Genomic DNA, 20,840 nt, shown 5'->3' on the forward strand with positions numbered 1-20,840 from the left:
CACGATGAGCTTTTTTATTGCCTCTTCCCAGGGCCCAGTAGCGAGCGAAGCGAACGTCCTAGGGCCTAAAAAACAAAAACCCCCAACAGCTCTCGCCATCAGGGGTTTCAAAGTTATCAGAATAAAGCGCTAATTACTTAGCGTTTTCTTCCTTAACTTTAGCAATTACTTCGTCAGCAACGTTTTGTGGACATGCTGAGTAGTGGCTGAACTCCATAGAGAACTGACCACGGCCAGAAGTGATTGTACGTAGGTGACCGATGTAACCAAACATTTCTGATAGAGGAACGTCTGCTTTAATGCGAACACCTGTTACACCAGCTTCCTGGTCTTTGATCATGCCACGACGACGGTTAAGGTCACCGATTACGTCACCAACGTGATCTTCTGGAGTGAACACGTCAACCTTCATAACTGGCTCAAGAAGTTGTGCACCAGCTTTAGGGATAGACTGACGGAATGCACCTTTCGCTGCGATTTCGAACGCGATTGCTGAGGAGTCAACTGCGTGGAAACCACCGTCGAATAGTTCAACTTCAACGTCTAGTACAGGGAATCCAGCAAGAACACCCTGGTCCATCATCATTTCGAAGCCTTTTTCTACTGCAGGCCAGAATTCTTTAGGTACGTTACCACCAACAACTGTTGAAGAGAACTTGAAGCCGCTGCCAGCTTCGCCTGGCTTGATGCGGTAGTCGATCTTACCGAACTGACCAGAACCACCAGACTGCTTCTTGTGCGTGTAGCTATCTTCAACTTCCTGAGTGATAGTTTCACGGTAAGCTACCTGTGGCTGACCAACTTCCAGCTCAACGCCGTAAGTACGCTTCAGGATGTCTACCTTGATGTCCAGGTGAAGTTCACCCATACCTTTCAGGATAGTTTCGCCTGAATCTTCATCAGTCTCAACCTGGAATGATGGATCTTCTGCAACCATTTTACCGATCGCGATACCCATTTTCTCAGAACCGCCCTTATCTTTAGGCTTAACAGCAATAGAGATTACTGGTTCTGGGAAGATCATTGGCTCAAGAGTACATTCGTTCTTAGGATCACATAGAGTGTGACCAGTCTGAACGTTCTTCATACCAACTACAGCGATGATGTCACCAGCCTGTGCAGAGCTGATTTCGTTACGCTCGTCTGCGTGCATCTCAACCATACGGCCGATACGCTCTGTTTTACCAGTTGCAGAGTTAAGGATTGTGTCACCTTTCTTCATCACACCAGAGTATACGCGGATGAAAGTTAGTGCACCAAAGCGGTCGTCCATGATCTTGAACGCAAGAGCACGTAGCGGCTCGCTTGGATCAACTTTAGCAACTTCACCAGTAGCTTCACCAGTGTCTTTGTCTGTTAGAGGCTGTGGATCAACTTCTGTTGGAGCAGGTAGGTAATCTACAACTGCGTCAAGCATTGGCTGCATACCTTTGTTCTTGAATGCAGAACCACAGAAAGTTGGGAAGAACGCCAGATCACGAGTACCTTTACGGATACATTCTTTGATCTGCTCGATAGTTGGTTCTTCACCTTCCATGTATGCCATCATTAGGTCATCGTCCTGCTCAACAGCAGTCTCGATTAGCATTTCACGGTATTCTTCCGCTTTTTCAGCGTACTCAGCTGGAATTTCTTCAACTGTGTAGTTTTCTGGAAGACCTGTGTCATCCCAGATCAGTGCTTTCTGGTTTAGTACGTCGATAACACCAACGAAGTCGTCTTCGATACCGATAGGCAGAGTCATAACAAGTGGGTTCGCACCAAGTACGTTTTTCACTTGCTCAACAACGCGGTAGAAGTCTGCACCCATACGGTCCAGTTTGTTTACGAAGATCAGACGTGCTACTTCTGATTCGTTAGCGTAACGCCAGTTAGTTTCTGACTGAGGTTCAACACCACCAGAACCACAGAATACGCCCACACCACCATCAAGTACTTTAAGTGAACGGTAAACTTCAACTGTAAAGTCAACGTGTCCAGGAGTATCGATGATGTTTAGACGGTGGTCTTTCCAGAAACAAGTTGTTGCTGCAGACTGGATTGTAATACCACGTTCAGCTTCCTGCTCCATGAAGTCAGTAGTTGCTGCGCCGTCGTGTACCTCACCAGTACGGTGGATTTTACCAGTTAGCTTTAGGATTCGCTCGGTAGAAGTAGTTTTACCCGCGTCTACGTGAGCAAAAATACCAATGTTTCTGTATTTTGATAAGTCAGTCATTGTCTTACTCTGTTAATAAGGTATAAAAATGCGCGCAGAGTATAACACAATCCGTCAGGACTGATACCCCTACGAGCATATGAGTGAAAAAAAATCCATTTATACCAATCCTTCCCACCAATTCAGCGATAATACAGACTGATATGTGGTCAAATAGGTAAATTTAAGTGTAGTTTGTAATTTTAAAATAGCTATCAGCTATCAGCTATCAGCGTTACTCTTACTCTATATATGGCAACTATAAATAATATAATTTACATATGAATGAATATAAGGACAAAAACCACACAATCAAGGTGTCATATCCAAAAAACTGAAAGCTGACGGCTGATAGCTGAAAGCTCTACAATTCATCAAAGGCTTCAATTGCCTCGGACAACTTCTTGACCCCATGAATCTGCATCCCCTGAATGCCGCCCTTTGGCATATTAGCAGCCGGGACAATCGCTTTCTTAAAGCCATGCTTAAAGGCTTCATTCAATCTTTCCTGCCCGCTTGGTACAGGGCGGATTTCTCCGGCAAGCCCCACCTCTCCGAAGATAACCACATCTTTAGGCAGAGATCTGTCCCTGAAGCTGGAGAGCAGGGCCATGATTAGTGCAAGGTCTGCACTGGTTTCTGTTACCTTTACACCGCCAACCACATTAACGAACACATCCTGATCCGCCATCTGCAGGCCACCATGTTTATGCAGTACAGCAAGAAGCAGGGATAAGCGGTTCTGTTCCAGACCAACGGCAACCCGTCTTGGGTTTGCCAGTTGCGAATAGTCCACCAGCGCCTGAATCTCCACCAGAAGCGGACGGGTACCTTCCCAGACAACCATAACCGAGCTGCCTGAAGTCTCTTCCTCTCCGCGGGAAAGGAAAATCGCCGATGGATTGCTGACCTCTTTCAGACCCTGCCCTGTCATGGCAAACACGCCAAGCTCGTTCACTGCTCCAAAACGGTTTTTATGGCTGCGAAGTGTTCTGAAGCGGCTGTCAGTGCCGCCATCTAAAAGTACTGAGCAGTCGATAATATGTTCCAGCACTTTAGGACCGGCCAGCGTGCCATCCTTAGTTACGTGACCGACAATAAAGACGGCAACATTATTCTGCTTTGCGTAGCGGGTCAGTGCCGTTGCCGACTCTCTGACCTGGGCAACACTGCCCGGCGAAGACTGAACGTCCCCCACATGCATCACCTGAATGGAGTCAATCACCATAATGCGCGGCTGCTCTTTCTCTGCAACCTGACAGATCTTATCTACATTGGTTTCTGAGAGCATTTTCAGATGCTCTTTCGGCAGCCCCAGACGAGATGCCCGCATAGCCACCTGCTGAAGGGATTCTTCGCCCGTCACATAAAGAGTCGGCATTTGAGATGACAACCAGCACATTGTCTGAAGCAATAAAGTCGACTTACCGGCACCCGGACTACCACCGATCAGAATTGCGGCCCCCGGGACCACACCGCCACCCAGCACCCTGTCCAGCTCTTTAAAGCCGCTGGTAAAGCGCGGCACTTCCTGAAGATCGATTTCAGACAGCACCTGAACCCTGGATTCAGTCGCCGTTCCCGCATAGCCGGAGAGCCTTTCATTTCGTGCAACCGTTGGCGAAGCGGCAAGTCTGACCTCTGTAATGGTATTCCAGGCACCGCAGGCATTACACTGCCCCTGCCAGCGCGGAAAATCTGCGCCACAATCATTACAAACATAAGCTCTTTTCACTTTCGCCATCGCTTAAATACCACTCTATTCTATAAAAGGAGATTTAATTAATTTTTCTGTCAATATAAACATGATATTTTTACTTAACTTTATAAAATATCTGCCGTTAACCTAGACAAGAAGAACACTCTAACAGAAAACATGCAGCAATCTGAAATTCTCTCTCTCGTTGAGCGACTCATCCCCGTGTACGGCGCACCTGATTTTGAGGACGTTCTGACACAACTGACAACTGATGCCCCGCCATCAGCGAAAGTGCTCGCCAAAATGGAACTGAACAGGATTATGGCCCCCTGTATCAAATCCATCGATCTTCGCGGCAGAGTTCAGGGAGAGTGCAGAGAGTACGAGCTGGACGGAAGAAAACACTGGCTGGATGATATCGCCCTGAATTCCTACCACAGGAAAATAAAGCGCTTTGGCGGATATACCGAAGGCGTGTGGGAAGCTCTGGTGAACGGGCGAAAGAACTCCCGGGTTACGCACAATGACTCAAAACACAGAACCAACGAAAGCCTGACCGATCCGGACAGCCCGTTCAAGGTTGAACCCATTCATCTGGGGTTCTCACTTAAACGGGTGGAAAAGCGCCTTAAGATGTCTACTCAGATAAAAATTTCGCTGAGTAATGACCTTGAGATACACGCCACCAGTAATGATATTTCACCATCCGGCCTTAAGCTGAAAGTCCCCAGCGCCTTTGAACTTAACCTTGGGGATACCTTCGATGCCTTTTTTACTGAGCTGCACGAACAGACAAACCTTGAAGAGCTCATTCAGGGAATAAGCTACCGGATTATCGGCATTGACGAAAACACGGATAATGAAAGTATCCGCTGGGTACGGGCTATCCGGCTGACCGAGACGGATGTGATAGACCGCGCCATCATAATTACGCTCGACTCGCATGCGAAAAAGACGCACCACAACAACCAGGATAAAATCATCCGCGCGCGTACTCACTCCTACGAGAATGCATTTATCCGCCACACCACTGCGCTGCCGCTGTTCTTTAACGGCGCAGAATTAAAATATGCCCTGCTTAATGAAAGCAATCAGGATACCTGGGAATACTGGCATGATGAAAGAAACCAGCAGTCGCTGGGCCACCTTTTTAATCCCGAAAGGATGGCTGAACTGACCAAGGCGGGTATCAGAAACAGCAGTAATGTTATCTATTCCTTTGTCCACCAGCACCAGGGCAAAGACCTGCACTATTCCATGATGCTGCCGGAGGCTAACCGTGAAGAGAGACAGCTTTTCTGGCATCTGGGTGCAAGACGAAACAGCTGGAAAGTGTTCCGGCTGAATATGTTTGAGTTAAATGCTGAAGAAGTTGCCAACTTTATTAACTCCACACCTGAATATGAAAAAAACAAGCTTGAGCTGACTCATGTGGGAATACTGCAGGAGATATCGGGTCTGGAAACACGGCGGGACTACCTTCTGACAGAAAAGCCAAATATTGAAACCAACTTGCTTAACCGGTTCCGGCATCCCAGAAAAGTGACCGGCGCACCTAAAGGCACCTACTTCGATATTATTTCCCGCAGAAAAGAGGACAGATACGTTTTCAACTCACCGGTGGAGCTTGTTGTTAACAGTAACCAGGTGGTAAGAGGCAAGACCGTCAACTTCTCCAGTCAGGGATTAAATATCCGCCTGGCATCACCAATACTGGTCAGCAAAAACGCGCTGGCTCAGGTAAGTTTTATCGAGTTGCAGCTGTACGACTCTTCTACCCCGCTAACCAAGGTTCCGTACAGTATCGTCAGGGTGTCTCCCGATGGTTTAAACCTGCAGGTAAAAATAGAAGACAGCAGCAGAACCACCCGCACCATTACTTTTCTGAAAAAGCTGATAACACACAACAAAGAGAAGCTGACTCAGCTTCCGGAGTATTTGCCCAGTGCCGACTTACTGGACAGCATGTATGACAGCGTATTAACCCGCCTGACAAGCACACCTGTGTATGTCGCCAAAGTCAGGCAGAACCTTCAGCCTGTGGCGATAGGAGTAAACTACCCTCTGGCATCGCATCTGAAAATATTTAAAACCATCGGACATGCAGAGCACTTTTCTCTGGAGCCGTTTTTTAAGAAAAGAAGCAACCGGCTGCTTAAAATCCCTTTGCGCCCGATAGAGAATCCAAAGCCTATTTATAGCGAACTCTATCTGGCCGTGATTAAGAACAAAAGCGGCGATATAGAAGCCATTCACACCCGGCTTGATAGTGAATTCAACTCTCTGAAAGAGAGAATCCTGTTTATCAAGAAATCTAAACAGCTGGGAGAGTTTTTCGCTTTCCGCATATCCGGCCTGCCTGTGACTGCCGATAAATCAGAGCTGCTTAATAAGAAACTTGCTGAGCTGTCAGGGGTGAGCGCGCACCATGCACGGAATCTTGAGAAAGAGATACGGTCTATGGCGGGGTATTGTGAGTTGATTGATATATCGGAAGAAGTGCTTATTCGGTTGGAATTGACGTAGGGGTTATGGGGTTATGGGGTTATGGGGTTATGGGGTTATGGGGTTATGGGGTTATGCAAAGTTTGAACAGACTGCGCATGCAGTCAAGCTTTCCCCATAGCCCTATAACCCTCTAGGACGGAGTCCGTCCCTATTAACCCCAACTAACCTTCTGCTGCCGAGCCAAAACCCCCGAAAGAATACAGATAATCCCACCTAACGCCCCAAACCGAACGGCTGTCTGTGCTTGTTCTACTACCTTAGGTTTTGCATGGTAGGCTACACCCAGTCCTGCTGCGCTCATCATGACCAGATCGTTGGCGCCGTCGCCTACTGCGATGGTGTTTTCAATACCGATGCCGTATTTTTCTGCCAGTTCAGCAACGATGTCGGCCTTTGTCTGGGCTGTGACTACATCGCCAACAACATTGCCTGTCAGGGTGCCGTCAATAATTTCCAGTACATTGGATTTGGCAAAATCCAGGTTAAGGTGCGCTTTTACATGATCAGAGAAGTAAGTAAAGCCGCCTGATGCTACCGCTGTTTTCCAGCCGTATGACTGAAGAGTGGCAATTAACTCTTCCACTTCTGGCATAAAGGGTAAATCTTTACGGACTTCTTCCAGAATAGACTCTGGAGCATCTTTCAAAGTCGCAACACGCTGTCTCAGGCTCTGTTCGAAATCCAGCTCGCCCTGCATTGCCCGCTCTGTTACGGCAGAAACTTCCTCGCCTACTCCGGCAAGCTTTGCGATTTCGTCGATGCACTCAATCTGAATTGCGGTTGAATCCATATCCAGAACAATCAGACCCGGCTTGGACAGATCCGGTACATCGGTCAGATCCGCATAATCGATTTCCAGAGACTGCAGAATCTTCTCATGCTCCGCAGTAAGCTCACCCGCCATCAGGGCAACGTCGTACTTACCCACTTTCCAGATATCCAGTACCGGGTTGTATTTACCGGTAAAAAAGTCGATATCTTCAAAGTGAGTCGGAGAGAGATGAGCCGAGAACACAACCCAGCTGGCTTTTTTCTTATCAAGTTGTGAAGAAAACCGGGTTTCAGGTAAACGGTTAATTAATGTTGTGTGTTTTTTAATGTCTAGCTTTTTCACTGCTTCCATGCCTGTCATATTTACAATTGAACCAACGTTACCCTATTGCAATTTCAAAAGGCAAGAGCCAATATGTCTAAAAAGACAAAAATGATCTTATCAACACTGGTTACACTATGAAAAACTCTCTATTTTCTCTGCGGCTGTTTATAAAAGGTATCGCCATTATTTTGCTGATACTCATGTTTCTGTATACAGCGCAAAATAGTGTAGTCATCAGCAAGGGTAACGAAAAAATCCAGAGCCACCAGCTAGAAACGCTTACTAAGGTTCTTGCCACTCAGGCTGCGCTGTCCGCCAGTGATATGATCGCCAACAATGATCAGGTTCGCCTGTTAAAGCTGACTGACCAGTTGGCAAAAGAAAAGCTGGTGTTTGATGCCACTATTTATGATGCTGAGGGGGTGAAACTGGCCTCCAGTGAAAATGCGGTTTCAGCAAGAGAGATCCTTGGTCTTGATACACCTCTTGAAACCGCCAGTATCGGCCGACTTCAGTTGGTTGAACCCGTATTCCACGATAATGCACAAATCGGCTACGTCCGCATCACCTTTGAAAAAGGCCGGGTAACCGCCTTCTCCGATCACCACTACCGCAACAGCGACCGCTATATGTACACCATGATTTTGATGGGCTTTGCCAGTGGCCTGCTGCTTGCTATGATTTTAAGACGCAAACGTAAACCGAAGGGTGAGAATTTGCTTTTGAAGCAGGCTAAATAAAAGGGGCTATAGGGCTATAGGGCTATAGGGCTATACAATTATGACTCTCATTAAAAAAGCCAGCAAGTCGAAACTGCTGGCTTTCTGATAGCTAATAGCTAATAGCTAATAGCTAATAGCTAATAGCTAATAGCTAATAGCTAAGATTACTGCTTATCACCAATAAGTACAGAATCCAGAGCGATTTCCATCATTTCGTTGAATGTGGTTGCGCGCTCTTCAGATGTTGTCTGCTCACCCGTTTTGATGTGGTCAGATACAGTACAGATAGCCAGAGCTTTTGCTCCGTATTCAGCAGCAACGCCGTAGATACCAGCCGCTTCCATTTCAACACCAACGATGCCGTACTTGTCCATTACGTCGAACATTTCAGGATCTGGCGTGTAGAATAGCTCAGCCGAGAACAGGTTACCTACTTTAACGTCGATACCGCGAGCCTTCGCCGCTTCTTCTGCCGCTTTAACCATGTTGTAGTCAGCGATAGCTGCAAAGTCGTGGTTCTTAAAGCGGATACGGTTTACTTTAGAGTCAGTACAAGCACCCATACCGATAACAACGTCACGAACTTTAATGTCTTCGTTTACCGCACCACAGCTACCAACACGGATGATTTTCTTCACACCGTAGTCTTTGATTAGCTCTGTCACATAGATAGAACAAGACGGGATACCCATACCGTGACCCATTACAGAGATCTTACGGCCTTTATAAGTACCAGTGAAACCGAACATATTACGTACATCACATACCTGAACTACGTCTTCCAGGAAAGTCTCTGCAATATATTTTGCGCGTAGCGGGTCACCCGGCATCAGAACAACGTCAGCGAAATCACCCATTTCAGCGTTAATGTGTGGAGTAGCCATTAATTAGTTTCCTATTAGTTTTAAATCTTAAGATTAAGGGGCCCTGGGTTTCTCGGCCCTGGGTAAAAGATCCTATTCCCAGGGCCCAGTAGGGAGCGGAGCGACCGTCCCAGGGCCCAGGGCCCAGGGCCTTTCTTTTACTTCAAAAAGCTCTTTCCGTACTCCATATCTGAAGTACCAAAATATTCCGCCAGGCTCTGACCAATATCCGCAAATGTTTCGCGGCGCCCCAGAGAACCGGCTTCAATCTTCTTACCATATACCAGAACAGGGATATGTTCACGAGTATGGTCGGTACCCTGCCATGTTGGATCACAACCGTGGTCCGCAGTCAGGATAAGTACATCATCTTCTTCCAGAATTTCAAGAACTTCCGGAAGACGGCGATCAAAATATTCAAGCGCAGCTGCATAACCGGCTACATCACGGCGGTGACCGTAAGATGAGTCAAAGTCTACGAAGTTGGTAAAGATAATAGTGTTATCATCTTTAGCTTCTTTAATCTGCTCAAGCGTTGCATCAAACAGATCCGGGATACCCGTCTTCTTCACTTTTTGGGTGATACCACAGTTCGCGTAAATATCAGCAATCTTACCGATAGAAATTACTTCACCCTGCTTCTCATCAACCAGTTTCTGAAGAATTGTTGCCGCAGGCGGCTCTACAGACAGGTCACGGCGGTTACCGGTACGGGCAAACTCACCCGCTTTCGGGCCGATAAACGGACGTGCGATAACACGGCCAATGTTGTAATCCTCAAGCTCTTCACGCGCAATCTGGCAAAGCTCCAAAAGGCGGTCCAGGCCAAAGGTATCTTCGTGACAGGCAATCTGGAACACTGAGTCAGCAGAAGTATAGAAGATAGGCTTTCCTGTCTTCATATGCTCTTCACCCAGCTCATCCAGCACTACTGTGCCCGATGAGTGGCAGTTACCCAGAAATCCGTCCAGGCCGGCACGCTCAAGAATTCTGTCAGTCAGCTCTTTCGGGAAGCTGTTTTCTTTATCGCTGAAATAGCCCCATTCAAAAAGAACCGGAACACCTGCAATTTCCCAGTGACCAGACGGTGTGTCTTTACCTGAAGAAAGCTCGGCAGCGTGGCCGTAAGCACCGATAATTTCCGCATCCTTATCCAGACCAACCGGGAAGTTGCCGGTTGACTCTTCAGAAGCCAGGCCAAGACCAAGCTTAGACAGGTTAGGAAGCGTCAGAGGGCCTTTGCGCTCTTCGTTATCTGCAAGCCCTTTTGCACACTGCTCAGCGATATGACCCAGTGTATCTGAGCCAACATCACCAAACTTGTCAGCATCGGCAGTCGCACCGATACCAAATGAATCTAATACTAAAATAATTGATCTTTTCATCTTTCTCTCCATCGGATGTGTTTTGACTTAAACGTCTTCAGCGCGAATTTCGCGGTAAACATCCGGGGTTGCTACATACGGCTCGCTGCCAACTTTAATCGCCTGCTTAAGTGCGTTTGCAGCTTCATTCCACTGCGCTTCATTTCTGGCGTGGATCACTGCCAGCGGCTTCTCATTGTCCGCCGTTTCACCTAAGCGGATAAAGCTGTCAAAGCCCACCGCATAATCAATACTATCTGTTGCCACACGGCGGCCACCGCCCATGCCCACAACAGCCATACCAATTGCTCGAGTATCCATTGCTGAAACAATACCACTGTTATCAGCGTAAACAGGCTTAATAATTTCAGCCTTATCTAAGTAATTATTATAGTTCTCAACAAAATCAGCAGGGCCACCAAGACCGGCTACCATCTTGCCAAAACTTTCTGCGGCTTTGCCGTTATCCAGCACAGCCTGCAGTTTAACTCTCGCATCCTGAGAATCTTTTGCTAAGTTTGCCAGAACCAGCATTTCAGCACAGGACGCCATAGTCACTTCATACAGACGAGGGTTACGGTATTCACCCGTCAGGAACTGAACCGCTTCACGCACTTCTACCGCATTACCTGCAGATGAAGCCAGAACCTGATTCATATCGGTAAGAATCGCCGTAGTCTTTGTGCCCGCACCATTGGCTACTGCAACGATGGACTTCGCCAGCTCTTCTGACGCCTCGTAAGTCGGCATAAAGGCACCGGATCCCACTTTTACATCCATCACCAGCGACTCAAGACCCGCTGCCAGCTTCTTAGACAGAATAGAGGCTGTGATCAGTGAGATATTATCAACGGTCGCAGTAATATCACGGGTTGCGTATACACGCTTATCAGCAGGAGCTAAATCACCTGTCTGACCGATAATCGCCACACCCGCCTCTTTCACCACACGGCCAAACAGTTCATTGTCAGGCGTAATGTTATAACCTGGAATCGATTCCAGCTTATCCAGCGTACCGCCGGTATGACCCAGGCCACGACCTGAGATCATTGGCACAAAACCACCACAAGCTGCAACCATAGGGCCCAGCATCAGTGAAGTCACATCACCCACACCGCCGGTTGAGTGTTTATCGACAATAGGACCACCAAAATCCATATGGTCCCAGTTCATCACCATGCCGGAATCACGCATTGCACATGTCAGCGCGATACGCTCGGGCATCGTCATTTCATTAAAAAATACAGCCATAGCAAACGCCGCAATCTGACCTTCAGATACGGTTTCCTTTGCTACACCCTGAATAAAGAAATTGATTTCATCAGCGGTCAGTACTTCGCCGTCACGCTTCTTGCGGATAATTTCCTGAGGAAGATACATTAGAAACTCCCAGCTCTTTTTAGAGCTTTTGTTTGTAGGGTAAATAGAGCGGGAAGCTTGCTCCTCCCCTTATGAAGGGGAGGCTGGGAGGGGTTAACTCCTCGGAACTTAACCCCCTCTAACTCCCCCTTCAAAAGGGGGAGAACCATTAGTCAAACTTTTCCCGTTTAACAAAACGAAATTAGTAAGCGCTTGGATCCGCAGTTTCGTCTGTTACTTCTAATGTATTAAGCAGGTTAGTCAGCAGGCTTGATGCACCAAAGCGGTAGTGCATGTTGTCTGCCCAGTCAGCGCCAAGAATGTCATCTGCCATTGCAAGATACGCCGCTGCATCTTCTGCAGTGCGCACGCCGCCAGCAGGCTTGAAACCAACTTTTTCAGCAACACCCATATCACGGATAACTTCAAGCATCATACGTGCGTATTCTGGTGTTGCGTTTACAGGCACTTTACCTGTTGAAGTTTTGATAAAGTCAGCACCCGCTTCGATTGAAATCTGAGAGGCTTTCTTAATAAGTGCTTCTTCTTTTAGCTCACCAGTTTCGATGATAACTTTCAGAAGAGTGTCGCCACACGCTTCTTTGCACTGTTTAACCAGTTCAAAGCCTGTTTTCTCATCACCGGCGATAAGTGTGCGGTAAGGGAATACTACGTCAACTTCATCTGCGCCATAGGCAATCGCTGCTTTTGTTTCAGCTACCGCGATTTCGATGTCGTCGTTACCGTGTGGGAAGTTAGTTACGGTCGCAATGCGAACCTCTGGTGTACCTTGCTCACGAAGTGTCTTCTTAGCAATAGGAATAAAGCGAGGGTAGATACAGATTGCAGCAGTGTTACCAACTGCCGTTTTTGCGTCATGACACAGAGCGATCACTTTTTCATCAGTGTCGTTGTCATTTAGCGTGGTTAGATCCATAAGTTTAAGTGCACGTAGAGCTGCAGCTTTTAAATCGCTCATTTCTATCTCCGATCAATATATTCAATTTGTTTACCGAAAGCGTACGTCTGCTCATCAATTATAGATGGCAATAACCGCAGCGCTGACGGGCTACGAAATGAACGGACTTGGTTCCCTGAAGACTTAGCACCTAAGTACTAATTGCTATCCTTGTCACCGCACAGTACCAGTTTGGTTTATGGTACAACAATCTATCTTTGTGATTGCGGTCTGTTCCATGATACATCTTGTATCATTAAATTATGCGAACGATCACATTATAGGCATTCTCAGCTAATAAGATAGTGCCGCCCAAAACGCAAACGGTTTGTATCTCAAAAAAGTTTTCGTTCCGGTTAAACCGACCAAAATACGGCACCGAAATAAAAAGCGAAAACACCGCAGCAATCTCTTGCTACGGTGTTTTTATCAAAATTGCATCTGTCTCTTTAGCAAATTACATTGCAAGAGAAATACAGAAACCAGCAATTGTTGCAGCCATCAGGTTAGACAGCGTACCAGCACATACTGCTTTGATACCCATACGTGCGATATCGTGACGACGGTTTGGAGCGATACCACCCAGACCACCAAGCAGGATTGCGATAGAAGACAGGTTAGCGAAACCACACAGTGCGAATGAGATGATCGCAGTTGTCTTCTGAGACATTGCTTCACCCGTTGCAGGTACAAGCTGCGCATTCTCACCAACAAATGGTACGAAGTTCAGGTATGCAACGAATTCGTTAACGATAGTCTTCTGACCGATGAAAGAACCAGCCAGTGTCGCTTCTTCCCAAGGAACACCGATAAGGAATGCAAGAGGAGCAAAGATCCAGCCAAGGATTAGCTCAAGGCTTAGCTGCTCGTAACCGATCCAGCCACCGATGCCACCCAGCATACCGTTGATAAGTGCGATAAGGCCGATAAATGCAATCAGCATTGCACCAACGTTCAGCGCAAGACCAAGACCGGCAGATGCACCGCCAGCTGCTGCGTCAATTACGTTAGCAGGCTTGTCGTCACCACCAGAGATGTCTTCCTCAGAGATTTCATCAATAAACTCTTCAGTTTCCGGCTTGATGATCTTAGCAAACAGAAGACCGCCAGGTGCTGCCATGAAAGATGCCGCTACAAGGTATTCCAGTGGTACACCCATAGATGCGTAACCCGCCAGTACACCACCGGCAACAGAAGCCAGACCACCACACATTACAGCAAACAGCTCAGACTGTGTCATTTTAGCCACAAACGGACGAACAACCAGAGGCGCTTCCGTCTGACCAACGAAAATGTTAGCCGCTGCTGACATAGATTCCGCACGAGACGTACCCAGTGCTTTTTCCAGCGCGCCACCAAGAATCTTGATAACCCACTGCATTACACCTATGTAGTACAGCACAGAAATAAGTGCAGAGAAGAAGATTAGTGTTGGCAGTACCTGGAATGCGAAGATGAATCCAAGTCCGTCAACAGAGAAAGTTACCAGGTTACCGAACAGGAACTTAGTACCGTCCTGACCATAGTTGATAACGTTAGCAACACCAGCAGAGAAACCACCTAAAAGGTCTTTACCCCACGGTACATAAAGAACAAATGCACCCAGTGCAAACTGGATTGCGAATGCACCACCTACGGTACGTAAATTAATTGCTTTGCGATTGTCAGATAGCAGTACTGCGATACCAAGCAGAACAACCATACCGACTAGGCTCATAACCAGGCTCATGGTATATGACTTCCTTATAGTTAATTTGGCGTGTTACAAAATGGAGCTAAAAAGCGAGAGCGATTATACGCATGCTCCCCATAAGAAAGTAATATCAACTTCACACTTTTATACTGTATACACTGACAATTCACTCACCAATGTGAGCAGGCGCACAATAAACACCGATATCATGCACATAAGAAACATTTTTTAACAATCTCATTCACAAATACCATACAAACGTTTGCTATTAACAAAAAGCATGTTAGCAACCGTTTGCTCCCCTTCACTTCGAAGCAAGATCAGAGATTTTAGTACTTCAGCTGTGCGTTTTGGCTGGTTGTTCATTCCCTGATAACCAAAAAGAGGCATATCAGGTGAATCGGTTTCAAGAACCAAAGAAGAGAGAGGAAGCGCAGAAATCGTCCTTCTTGTTTTTGCTGCTCTTTCATAGGTAATCGTTCCACCAACACCTATATAGAAGCCAAGATTGATAAAGTCCATCGCCTGCTGCTCACTACCGGTAAAACCATGTATCACCCCTCCGGGCAACGGCTGATGACGTTTAAGTATGCTGATAAGATCCTGATGAGCCTTACGGCAGTGAAGTATAAGAGGAAGGTTAAACTGCTTAGCCAGTAAGATCTGCTCGGTAAGGAGTTGTTTCTGAAGTGCTTCATCGTTGCGGGAGTGATAAAAGTCCAGTCCGCATTCACCTATCGCAACGCATTTGTCAGAACGCCCGTCCAGACGCTGCTTTAATAAATGAATATGCGCTGGTTTATGTGTGTCAGTAAAATAGGGGTGCAAGCCGAGAGCAAAGTATATGTTCTTATCTAACGAAGCTATCTCCTCTACTCTTTCCCAGTTTTCCATACTACAACCCGGAACAAGCATATGACTGACACCGGCACTTTTCGCTTCAGCAATAATCTGCGGCAAATCCTGCTTAAACTCTTCCCGATCCAGATGACAATGAGTATCAAACAGTCCCACTGTCGGACTCTTCTCTGGTTTCTGACTTTTTCTTGTCTGAATAGTCTTCTTTACGCACAGGAACACAACAACGCCCCTGCTCCTGAGTCAGTCCCATGGACTCACACCAGTTATCGTATTTTTTAACCATATCCCTGAGCTTATCTTTTACTTTCATCTTTATCCTCTCTTAATCTGAGCTTTCTATTATTTTGGTTATTAGGTTTCGTCATACTCTGTTGGAAAAATGGTGCATCTTCAGAAAAAAGTGCGAATTCTGTCCAAAAATGACGGGTTAACTCCATTTTTTTCCACTGAGTTACATTTTTCCTCATATTCATGTGATGAATGCGCTTTTTTTTTCAACACGCAAACGTTAAACTCCTCGATTGGCTATATGTAATAAGGGTTTTATCAGTTCAACAGGCTGAAATACTAACCCAATAATAACAGTGTTATCGAAACCTTAACGAAAGTTAAAGGGAAACAAAAAGCAATCGTAACATCTGAACATGATGCACAGATGCTATTAAACCAGGGTACAACATAGGGATCATCCAGTGAAAAAAGCTACCATCAAACTTTCTGCACTAGCAATCGCGATGTCTTCTTTTGCTGCTATTGCAGCTCCAAAACCAGCTGTTGTTTATGATACAGCAGGTAAAAATGACAAGTCTTTTAACCAGGCAGTTTATGAGAATGGAGTTCTTGTATTTAACGAAGAAAAAGGCATTAAAGTAAAAGAGTTCGTTCCTTCAAACGAAGCTCAGCGCGAACAGGGTCTGCGTAAACTGGCTAAACGTGGTCACAGCCCAATCGTTGCAGTTGGCTTTAACATGGCATCAGCTGTGGAAAAAGTGGCAACTGAATTCCCTGACATCAAGTTCACTATCATTGATATGGTTGTTGACAAGCCAAACGTACAGTCAATCGTATTTAATGAGCATGAAGGCTCTTTCCTTGTGGGTGCGCTGGCAGCAAAAGCATCTAAATCAGGCACTGTAGGCTTTGTGGGTGGTATGGATATCCCACTAATCCGTAAGTTCGCATGTGGTTACGAGCAAGGCGCTAAATACGCAAACTCTTCTGCAACTGTTCTTCAGAACATGACAGGTTCTACACCAGCAGCATTTGCTGACCCGGCGAAAGGTTCTGAGCTGGCTAAGAGCCAGTTCTCTCAGGGCGCTGACGTAATCTACGCAGCAGCAGGTGGTACAGGTATGGGTGTTTACCAGGCTGCTAAAGATGCTGGTAAATATGCTATCGGTGTTGACTCAAACCAGAACCACATCCAGCCAGGCACAATGCTGACTTCAATGGTTAAGCGTGTTGGTGTTGCTGCATACAACACCTGGGCTGAAGATATGGAAGGTAACTGGAAGCCAGGTATCAAAGCTCTTGGTCTGAAAGATGGTGGTGTTGACTGGGCTCTTGATAAGCACAACGCATCACTGATTACTGAAGATATGAAAGCTTACGCTGAAGGTCTGAAAGCAGACATCATCGCAGGTAAGATCGTTGTACACGATTACATGTCTAACAATGCATGTACTTACTAATTTCTACCTAAGTATTAAATTGTAGAAATTTACGCCGCTGCCCTGTGCAGCGGCGTCGTTGTACTAAGCTAAACAGATAATTGCGATCCCCGTTAACCTTTCGCAGTGATTTCTTTAGCTTTGTATTCACTTATTTATTCAGGAAGCTCTCGTGACAGTAGTTCAAGACTATGCCATTGAACTTAAGGGAATCGATAAAAAGTTTGGCGCCGTACATGCCAACCGTGCTATCGACCTAAAAGTTCCTAAGGGTACTATTCACGGTATTATCGGTGAAAATGGTGCCGGTAAATCAACACTAATGAGCATTATCTATGGCTTTTATCATGCCGACTCAGGATCAATGCTTGTCAATGGTAATGCATATAAACCATCAAACTCTCAGGAAGCCATCTCTGCCGGTATCGGTATGGTGCACCAGCACTTTATGCTGGTTGAAACCTTCACGGTTCTGGAAAACATCATTCTTGGTGCAGAAAACGGCTGGAAACTGGATGAAAGCCTTGACGCTGCCAGAAGCAAACTGGAGCAGATAGAAAAAGATTACGGCCTGGACGTTCCCCTTGATGCCATTGTCGGTGAACTGCCGGTTGGCCTGCAACAGCGTGTTGAGATCCTGAAGGCACTCTATCGCGACGCCAAGATCCTTATTCTTGATGAACCTACCGGTGTACTGACTCCTCAGGAAGCTGACCACCTGTTTAAAATCCTTGATAAGCTTCGCGCTCAGGGTACAACGGTAATGATCATCACTCACAAACTTCGTGAAGTACTGGCGATTACAGATAACATCTCGATCATGCGTCAGGGACAGATGGTTGAACATGTTGTCACTTCTGAAACCAATAAAGAAGAGCTTGCTGAACTTATGGTCGGCCGTAAAGTCCGCCTTAAAGTGGATAAGCAGGAAGCTAAGCCTAAAAACAGCCTGATCAAAGTTGAAAACCTGAGCTACTTTGACGATGCCGGTGTTCAGCGCGTAAAAGGTATCAGCTTTGATGTACGTGCCGGCGAAATCGTTGGTATTGCCGGCGTTTCCGGTAATGGTCAGTCTGAAATTCTCGGACTTCTGTCCGGCATTTTGCCACCGGAATCAGGCTCTATCGAGCTGAACGGCAACAAGATCACTAAAGAAAATGTGACGGATCCGAGACATGTTCGAGCCATGGGCGTTGGTCATATTCCGGAAGACAGACACAAGCAGGGTCTGATCAATAAGTTTGCCGCGCAGGAAGCCTATATTCTGGGTTACCACCACCTGCCTAAATACAATAAAGGCGTGCTTCAGGACAAAACTGCGATTGCAGAGTTTTGTCAGACCAACATGGACAAATGGGACGTTCGCCCGAACGACATTAACCTGAAAACCGCAAACTTCTCTGGTGGTAACCAGCAGAAGCTGGTGATTGCCCGTGAGATGGAAGAGAACCCGGATATCCTTCTTGTAGGCCAGCCAACCCGTGGGGTAGATATCGGCGCTATCGAATATATCCACCAGCAGATCATTGCCGGTCGTGACGCGGATAAAGCCGTACTGCTGGTATCCGTTGAGCTGGATGAAATTCTCAGCCTGGCAGACCGTATTCTGGTTGTCTTTGACGGCGCGATTGTGGGTGAAGTCGCAGCAAAAGATGCGGATGAGAAAACATTAGGTCTGATGATGGCAAACATCGTACCTGATCACCTGAAAGAGAAGCAGAACCAGGGAGAAGTATCATGAGTCAGGCAAAAGTCCCTGCATGGGTAAACGTTGCACTGCTACCCGTTGTCAACGTAATGTTTGCCTTTTTAGTATCAGCACTGCTGTTCGTCTACATTGGTGTCAGCCCGGTAGAAGCGGCAAAAACCATGTGGATTGGTGCATTTGGTTACGCTGAAGGTGTTGGTTATACCCTGTATTACGCAACCGGATTTATTTTTACCGGTCTTGCCGTATCCGTCGCCTTTAATGCCAGCCTGTTTAATATCGGTGGTGAAGGTCAGGCCTATATTGGTGGCCTGGGTGTCGGTCTGGTGTGTCTTACCCTTGGTGAATATGCGCCATGGTACGTCGTCTTCCCGGTAGCAGTGGTTGCCGGTGGCCTGTTCGGTGCTGCCTGGGGCTTTATCCCGGCTTACCTTCAGGCAAAACGTGGTTCGCACATCGTAATCACCACCATCATGTTTAACTTTATCGCCGCAACATTTATGGCTTATCTGCTGGTTAACGTATTCAAGCCGGAAGGTGTGATGGCTGCAGAAAGCCGCGTTTTTGCTGCCAGCAGCTGGCTGCCGAAAATGCACGATATGCTCGCTGTGGTTGGTTTTGAGATGGAATCCAGCCCACTGAACCTGAGCTTTATCTTCGCACTTCTTTGCTGTGTCGGTGTCTGGCTGTTTTTGTGGCATACCCGCTGGGGCTACGAGATCCGTTCAATCGGTGCAAACCCGTCAGCGGCAGGCTACGCCGGTATCAACTATGTCAGAGTGGTTATTCTGACTATGCTGGTTTCCGGTATGCTTTCAGGCTTCTTTGGTCTGAACGTACTGCAGGGCGAGCTACACCAGATAAAGCTTAACTTTGTTGAAGGCTTTGGTTTTACGGGTATCGCTGTAGCGCTTATGGGACGTAACCATCCAGTCGGTGTTCTGTTTGCAAGTCTGCTGTTTGGCTTCCTTTACCAGGGTGGCGCAGAGCTTAGCTTCGAATACGATATAGACCGGAATATGGTCGTTGTTGTACAGGGTCTGGTGATTCTGTTCTCAGGCGCACTTGAGCACATGTTCCGCCCGACACTGGAAAAAACCTACCTTAAGCTTTTTGCTAAAGCAGATAATGGAGTAGCTTAATCATGTTTGAAACGATTATCTTAATGCTGGATGCCACCATCCGTGTAGCAACTCCGTTAATTCTGGCTTCACTGGCAGGCCTGTTCAGTGAACGCTCCGGTGTTGTAAACATCGGCCTGGAAGGTAAACTGCTGATTTCTGCCTTTGTTGGCGCAGCTGCAGCATATGAAACCAACTCGGCAATGATGGGAATGTGCGCGGGTGTATTTATCTCAGTACTTTTCTCACTGCTTCACGGCTTTGCTTCTATCACCCACCGTGGTGATCAGGTAGTAAGTGGTGTTGCGATCAACATTCTGGCAGCTGGCCTTACCGTAACTCTGGGCCGCTACTGGTACGATATGGGTGGTCAGACGCCATCACTATCAGGCGATGCTCGCTTTGCTCCAATCAACTTCCCGTTCGCAGAAGAGCTGGCTGATACCCCTGTGATTGGTCTTCTTTATTCTGAACTTCTGAGCGGTCACTCACTGATTGAATATCTGGTTGTTCTGATTGTGCCACTGGCATGGTTTGTGATGTTCCGAACCCGCTTCGGTCTGCGCCTGCGTGCGGTTGGTGAATCGCCAGCAGCCGTTGATACCGCCGGTATCTCAGTTGTAGGCATGCGCTACGCCGCTATGGTTATCTGTGGCATTCTGGTTGGTCTGGGCGGCGTTTATCTGTCCGTGGCACAAACTGCACAGTTCATTCCAAACATGAGTGCAGGTAAAGGCTATATGGCTCTGGCAGCACTTATCTTCGGTAAGTGGAAGCCATTTACTGCTCTGGGTGCCTGTCTGCTGTTTGGCTTCCTGGACTCACTGGCTATCCGCCTTCAGGGCGTGGCTATCGGCGGCTTTGAAATTCCTGTTCAGGCAATCGAAGCTATCCCATACATTCTGACGGTACTGCTGCTTGCCGGATTTATCGGTAAAGCGGTTGGTCCTAAGGCTGTTGGTGTTCCGTATACTAAGGAACGCGAATAACTTCTACTTTAAAGCCGTTGTTTCAGCAACGG

16 protein-coding genes are annotated in these 20,840 nt (G+C 47.0%); 6 read left to right on the top strand and 10 right to left on the bottom strand.

Going from position 1 to position 20,840, the window contains the following annotated elements:
• Positions 1–133: 133 nt before the first annotated feature.
• Positions 134–2,218, bottom strand: coding sequence for an elongation factor G (gene fusA / locus L3Q72_RS11235; RefSeq protein WP_275130040.1), 2,085 nt, complete (start codon positions 2,216–2,218; stop codon positions 134–136).
• Positions 2,219–2,561: 343 nt separating this feature from the next.
• Complete coding sequence (gene radA, locus L3Q72_RS11240) at positions 2,562–3,941, bottom strand: DNA repair protein RadA (RefSeq protein WP_275130041.1); 1,380 nt, start codon at positions 3,939–3,941, stop codon at positions 2,562–2,564.
• Between the two features lie 132 nt (positions 3,942–4,073).
• Between radA and L3Q72_RS11245 the strand changes: the two genes are divergently transcribed.
• On the top strand, positions 4,074–6,422 hold the full coding sequence (locus tag L3Q72_RS11245) for a PilZ domain-containing protein (protein ID WP_275130042.1): 2,349 nt from the start codon (positions 4,074–4,076) through the stop codon (positions 6,420–6,422).
• Positions 6,423–6,555: 133 nt separating this feature from the next.
• Here the strand turns inward: L3Q72_RS11245 and serB are convergent, their stop codons facing one another.
• Positions 6,556–7,527, bottom strand: coding sequence for a phosphoserine phosphatase (gene serB / locus L3Q72_RS11250; RefSeq protein WP_275132098.1), 972 nt, complete (start codon positions 7,525–7,527; stop codon positions 6,556–6,558).
• Between the two features lie 107 nt (positions 7,528–7,634).
• On the opposite strand from serB, the gene L3Q72_RS11255 reads away from it, so the two are divergent.
• On the top strand, positions 7,635–8,240 hold the full coding sequence (locus tag L3Q72_RS11255; protein WP_275130043.1) for a YtjB family periplasmic protein: 606 nt from the start codon (positions 7,635–7,637) through the stop codon (positions 8,238–8,240).
• A gap of 146 nt (positions 8,241–8,386) precedes the next feature.
• Here L3Q72_RS11255 and deoD read toward each other — a convergent pair whose 3' ends face one another.
• The 7 genes from deoD to L3Q72_RS11290 all read right to left on the bottom strand — a co-directional run bounded on the left by deoD (position 8,387) and on the right by L3Q72_RS11290 (position 15,630).
• Positions 8,387–9,106, bottom strand: a complete 720-nt coding sequence (gene deoD, locus L3Q72_RS11260) for a purine-nucleoside phosphorylase (RefSeq protein WP_275130044.1) — start codon at positions 9,104–9,106, stop codon at positions 8,387–8,389.
• Positions 9,107–9,243: 137 nt separating this feature from the next.
• Positions 9,244–10,470: a phosphopentomutase gene (gene deoB / locus L3Q72_RS11265; RefSeq protein ID WP_275130045.1), complete on the bottom strand. Its 1,227-nt coding sequence runs from the start codon at positions 10,468–10,470 to the stop codon at positions 9,244–9,246.
• Between the two features lie 27 nt (positions 10,471–10,497).
• Positions 10,498–11,829, bottom strand: coding sequence for a thymidine phosphorylase (gene deoA / locus L3Q72_RS11270; protein ID WP_275130046.1), 1,332 nt, complete (start codon positions 11,827–11,829; stop codon positions 10,498–10,500).
• Positions 11,830–12,010: 181 nt separating this feature from the next.
• Entirely contained in the window at positions 12,011–12,787 is a 777-nt protein-coding gene (deoC, locus tag L3Q72_RS11275) for a deoxyribose-phosphate aldolase (RefSeq protein ID WP_275130047.1), read from the bottom strand.
• A 436-nt stretch (positions 12,788–13,223) separates the two neighbouring features.
• Positions 13,224–14,495 (bottom strand): NupC/NupG family nucleoside CNT transporter, encoded by a 1,272-nt coding sequence (locus tag L3Q72_RS11280; protein WP_275130048.1) that lies wholly within the window; start codon positions 14,493–14,495, stop codon positions 13,224–13,226.
• Between the two features lie 201 nt (positions 14,496–14,696).
• Complete coding sequence (locus L3Q72_RS11285) at positions 14,697–15,473, bottom strand: TatD family hydrolase (protein WP_275130049.1); 777 nt, start codon at positions 15,471–15,473, stop codon at positions 14,697–14,699.
• The gene (locus tag L3Q72_RS11290; RefSeq protein ID WP_275130050.1) at positions 15,460–15,630 is read right to left on the bottom strand and encodes a DUF5363 family protein; all 171 of its coding nucleotides are present in this window, start codon (positions 15,628–15,630) and stop codon (positions 15,460–15,462) included. The genes L3Q72_RS11285 and L3Q72_RS11290 overlap by 14 nt, the downstream gene beginning before the upstream one ends.
• Before the next feature lie 382 nt (positions 15,631–16,012).
• Between L3Q72_RS11290 and L3Q72_RS11295 the strand changes: the two genes are divergently transcribed.
• The 4 genes from L3Q72_RS11295 (at position 16,013) to L3Q72_RS11310 (ending at position 20,808) form a co-directional block, all read left to right on the top strand.
• Positions 16,013–17,011 (top strand): BMP family ABC transporter substrate-binding protein, encoded by a 999-nt coding sequence (locus L3Q72_RS11295; protein ID WP_275130051.1) that lies wholly within the window; start codon positions 16,013–16,015, stop codon positions 17,009–17,011.
• A gap of 151 nt (positions 17,012–17,162) precedes the next feature.
• Positions 17,163–18,731: an ABC transporter ATP-binding protein gene (locus L3Q72_RS11300; RefSeq protein ID WP_275130052.1), complete on the top strand. Its 1,569-nt coding sequence runs from the start codon at positions 17,163–17,165 to the stop codon at positions 18,729–18,731.
• Positions 18,728–19,840, top strand: coding sequence for an ABC transporter permease (locus L3Q72_RS11305; RefSeq protein ID WP_275130053.1), 1,113 nt, complete (start codon positions 18,728–18,730; stop codon positions 19,838–19,840). Before L3Q72_RS11300 ends, L3Q72_RS11305 begins: the two co-directional genes overlap by 4 nt.
• A 2-nt stretch (positions 19,841–19,842) precedes the next feature.
• Positions 19,843–20,808, top strand: coding sequence for an ABC transporter permease (locus tag L3Q72_RS11310; RefSeq protein WP_275130054.1), 966 nt, complete (start codon positions 19,843–19,845; stop codon positions 20,806–20,808).
• The last annotated feature ends 32 nt before the right edge of the window (positions 20,809–20,840 follow it).

The sequence above is a fragment of the Vibrio sp. JC009 genome, assembly GCF_029016485.1.
Classification (GTDB): domain Bacteria; phylum Pseudomonadota; class Gammaproteobacteria; order Enterobacterales; family Vibrionaceae; genus Vibrio.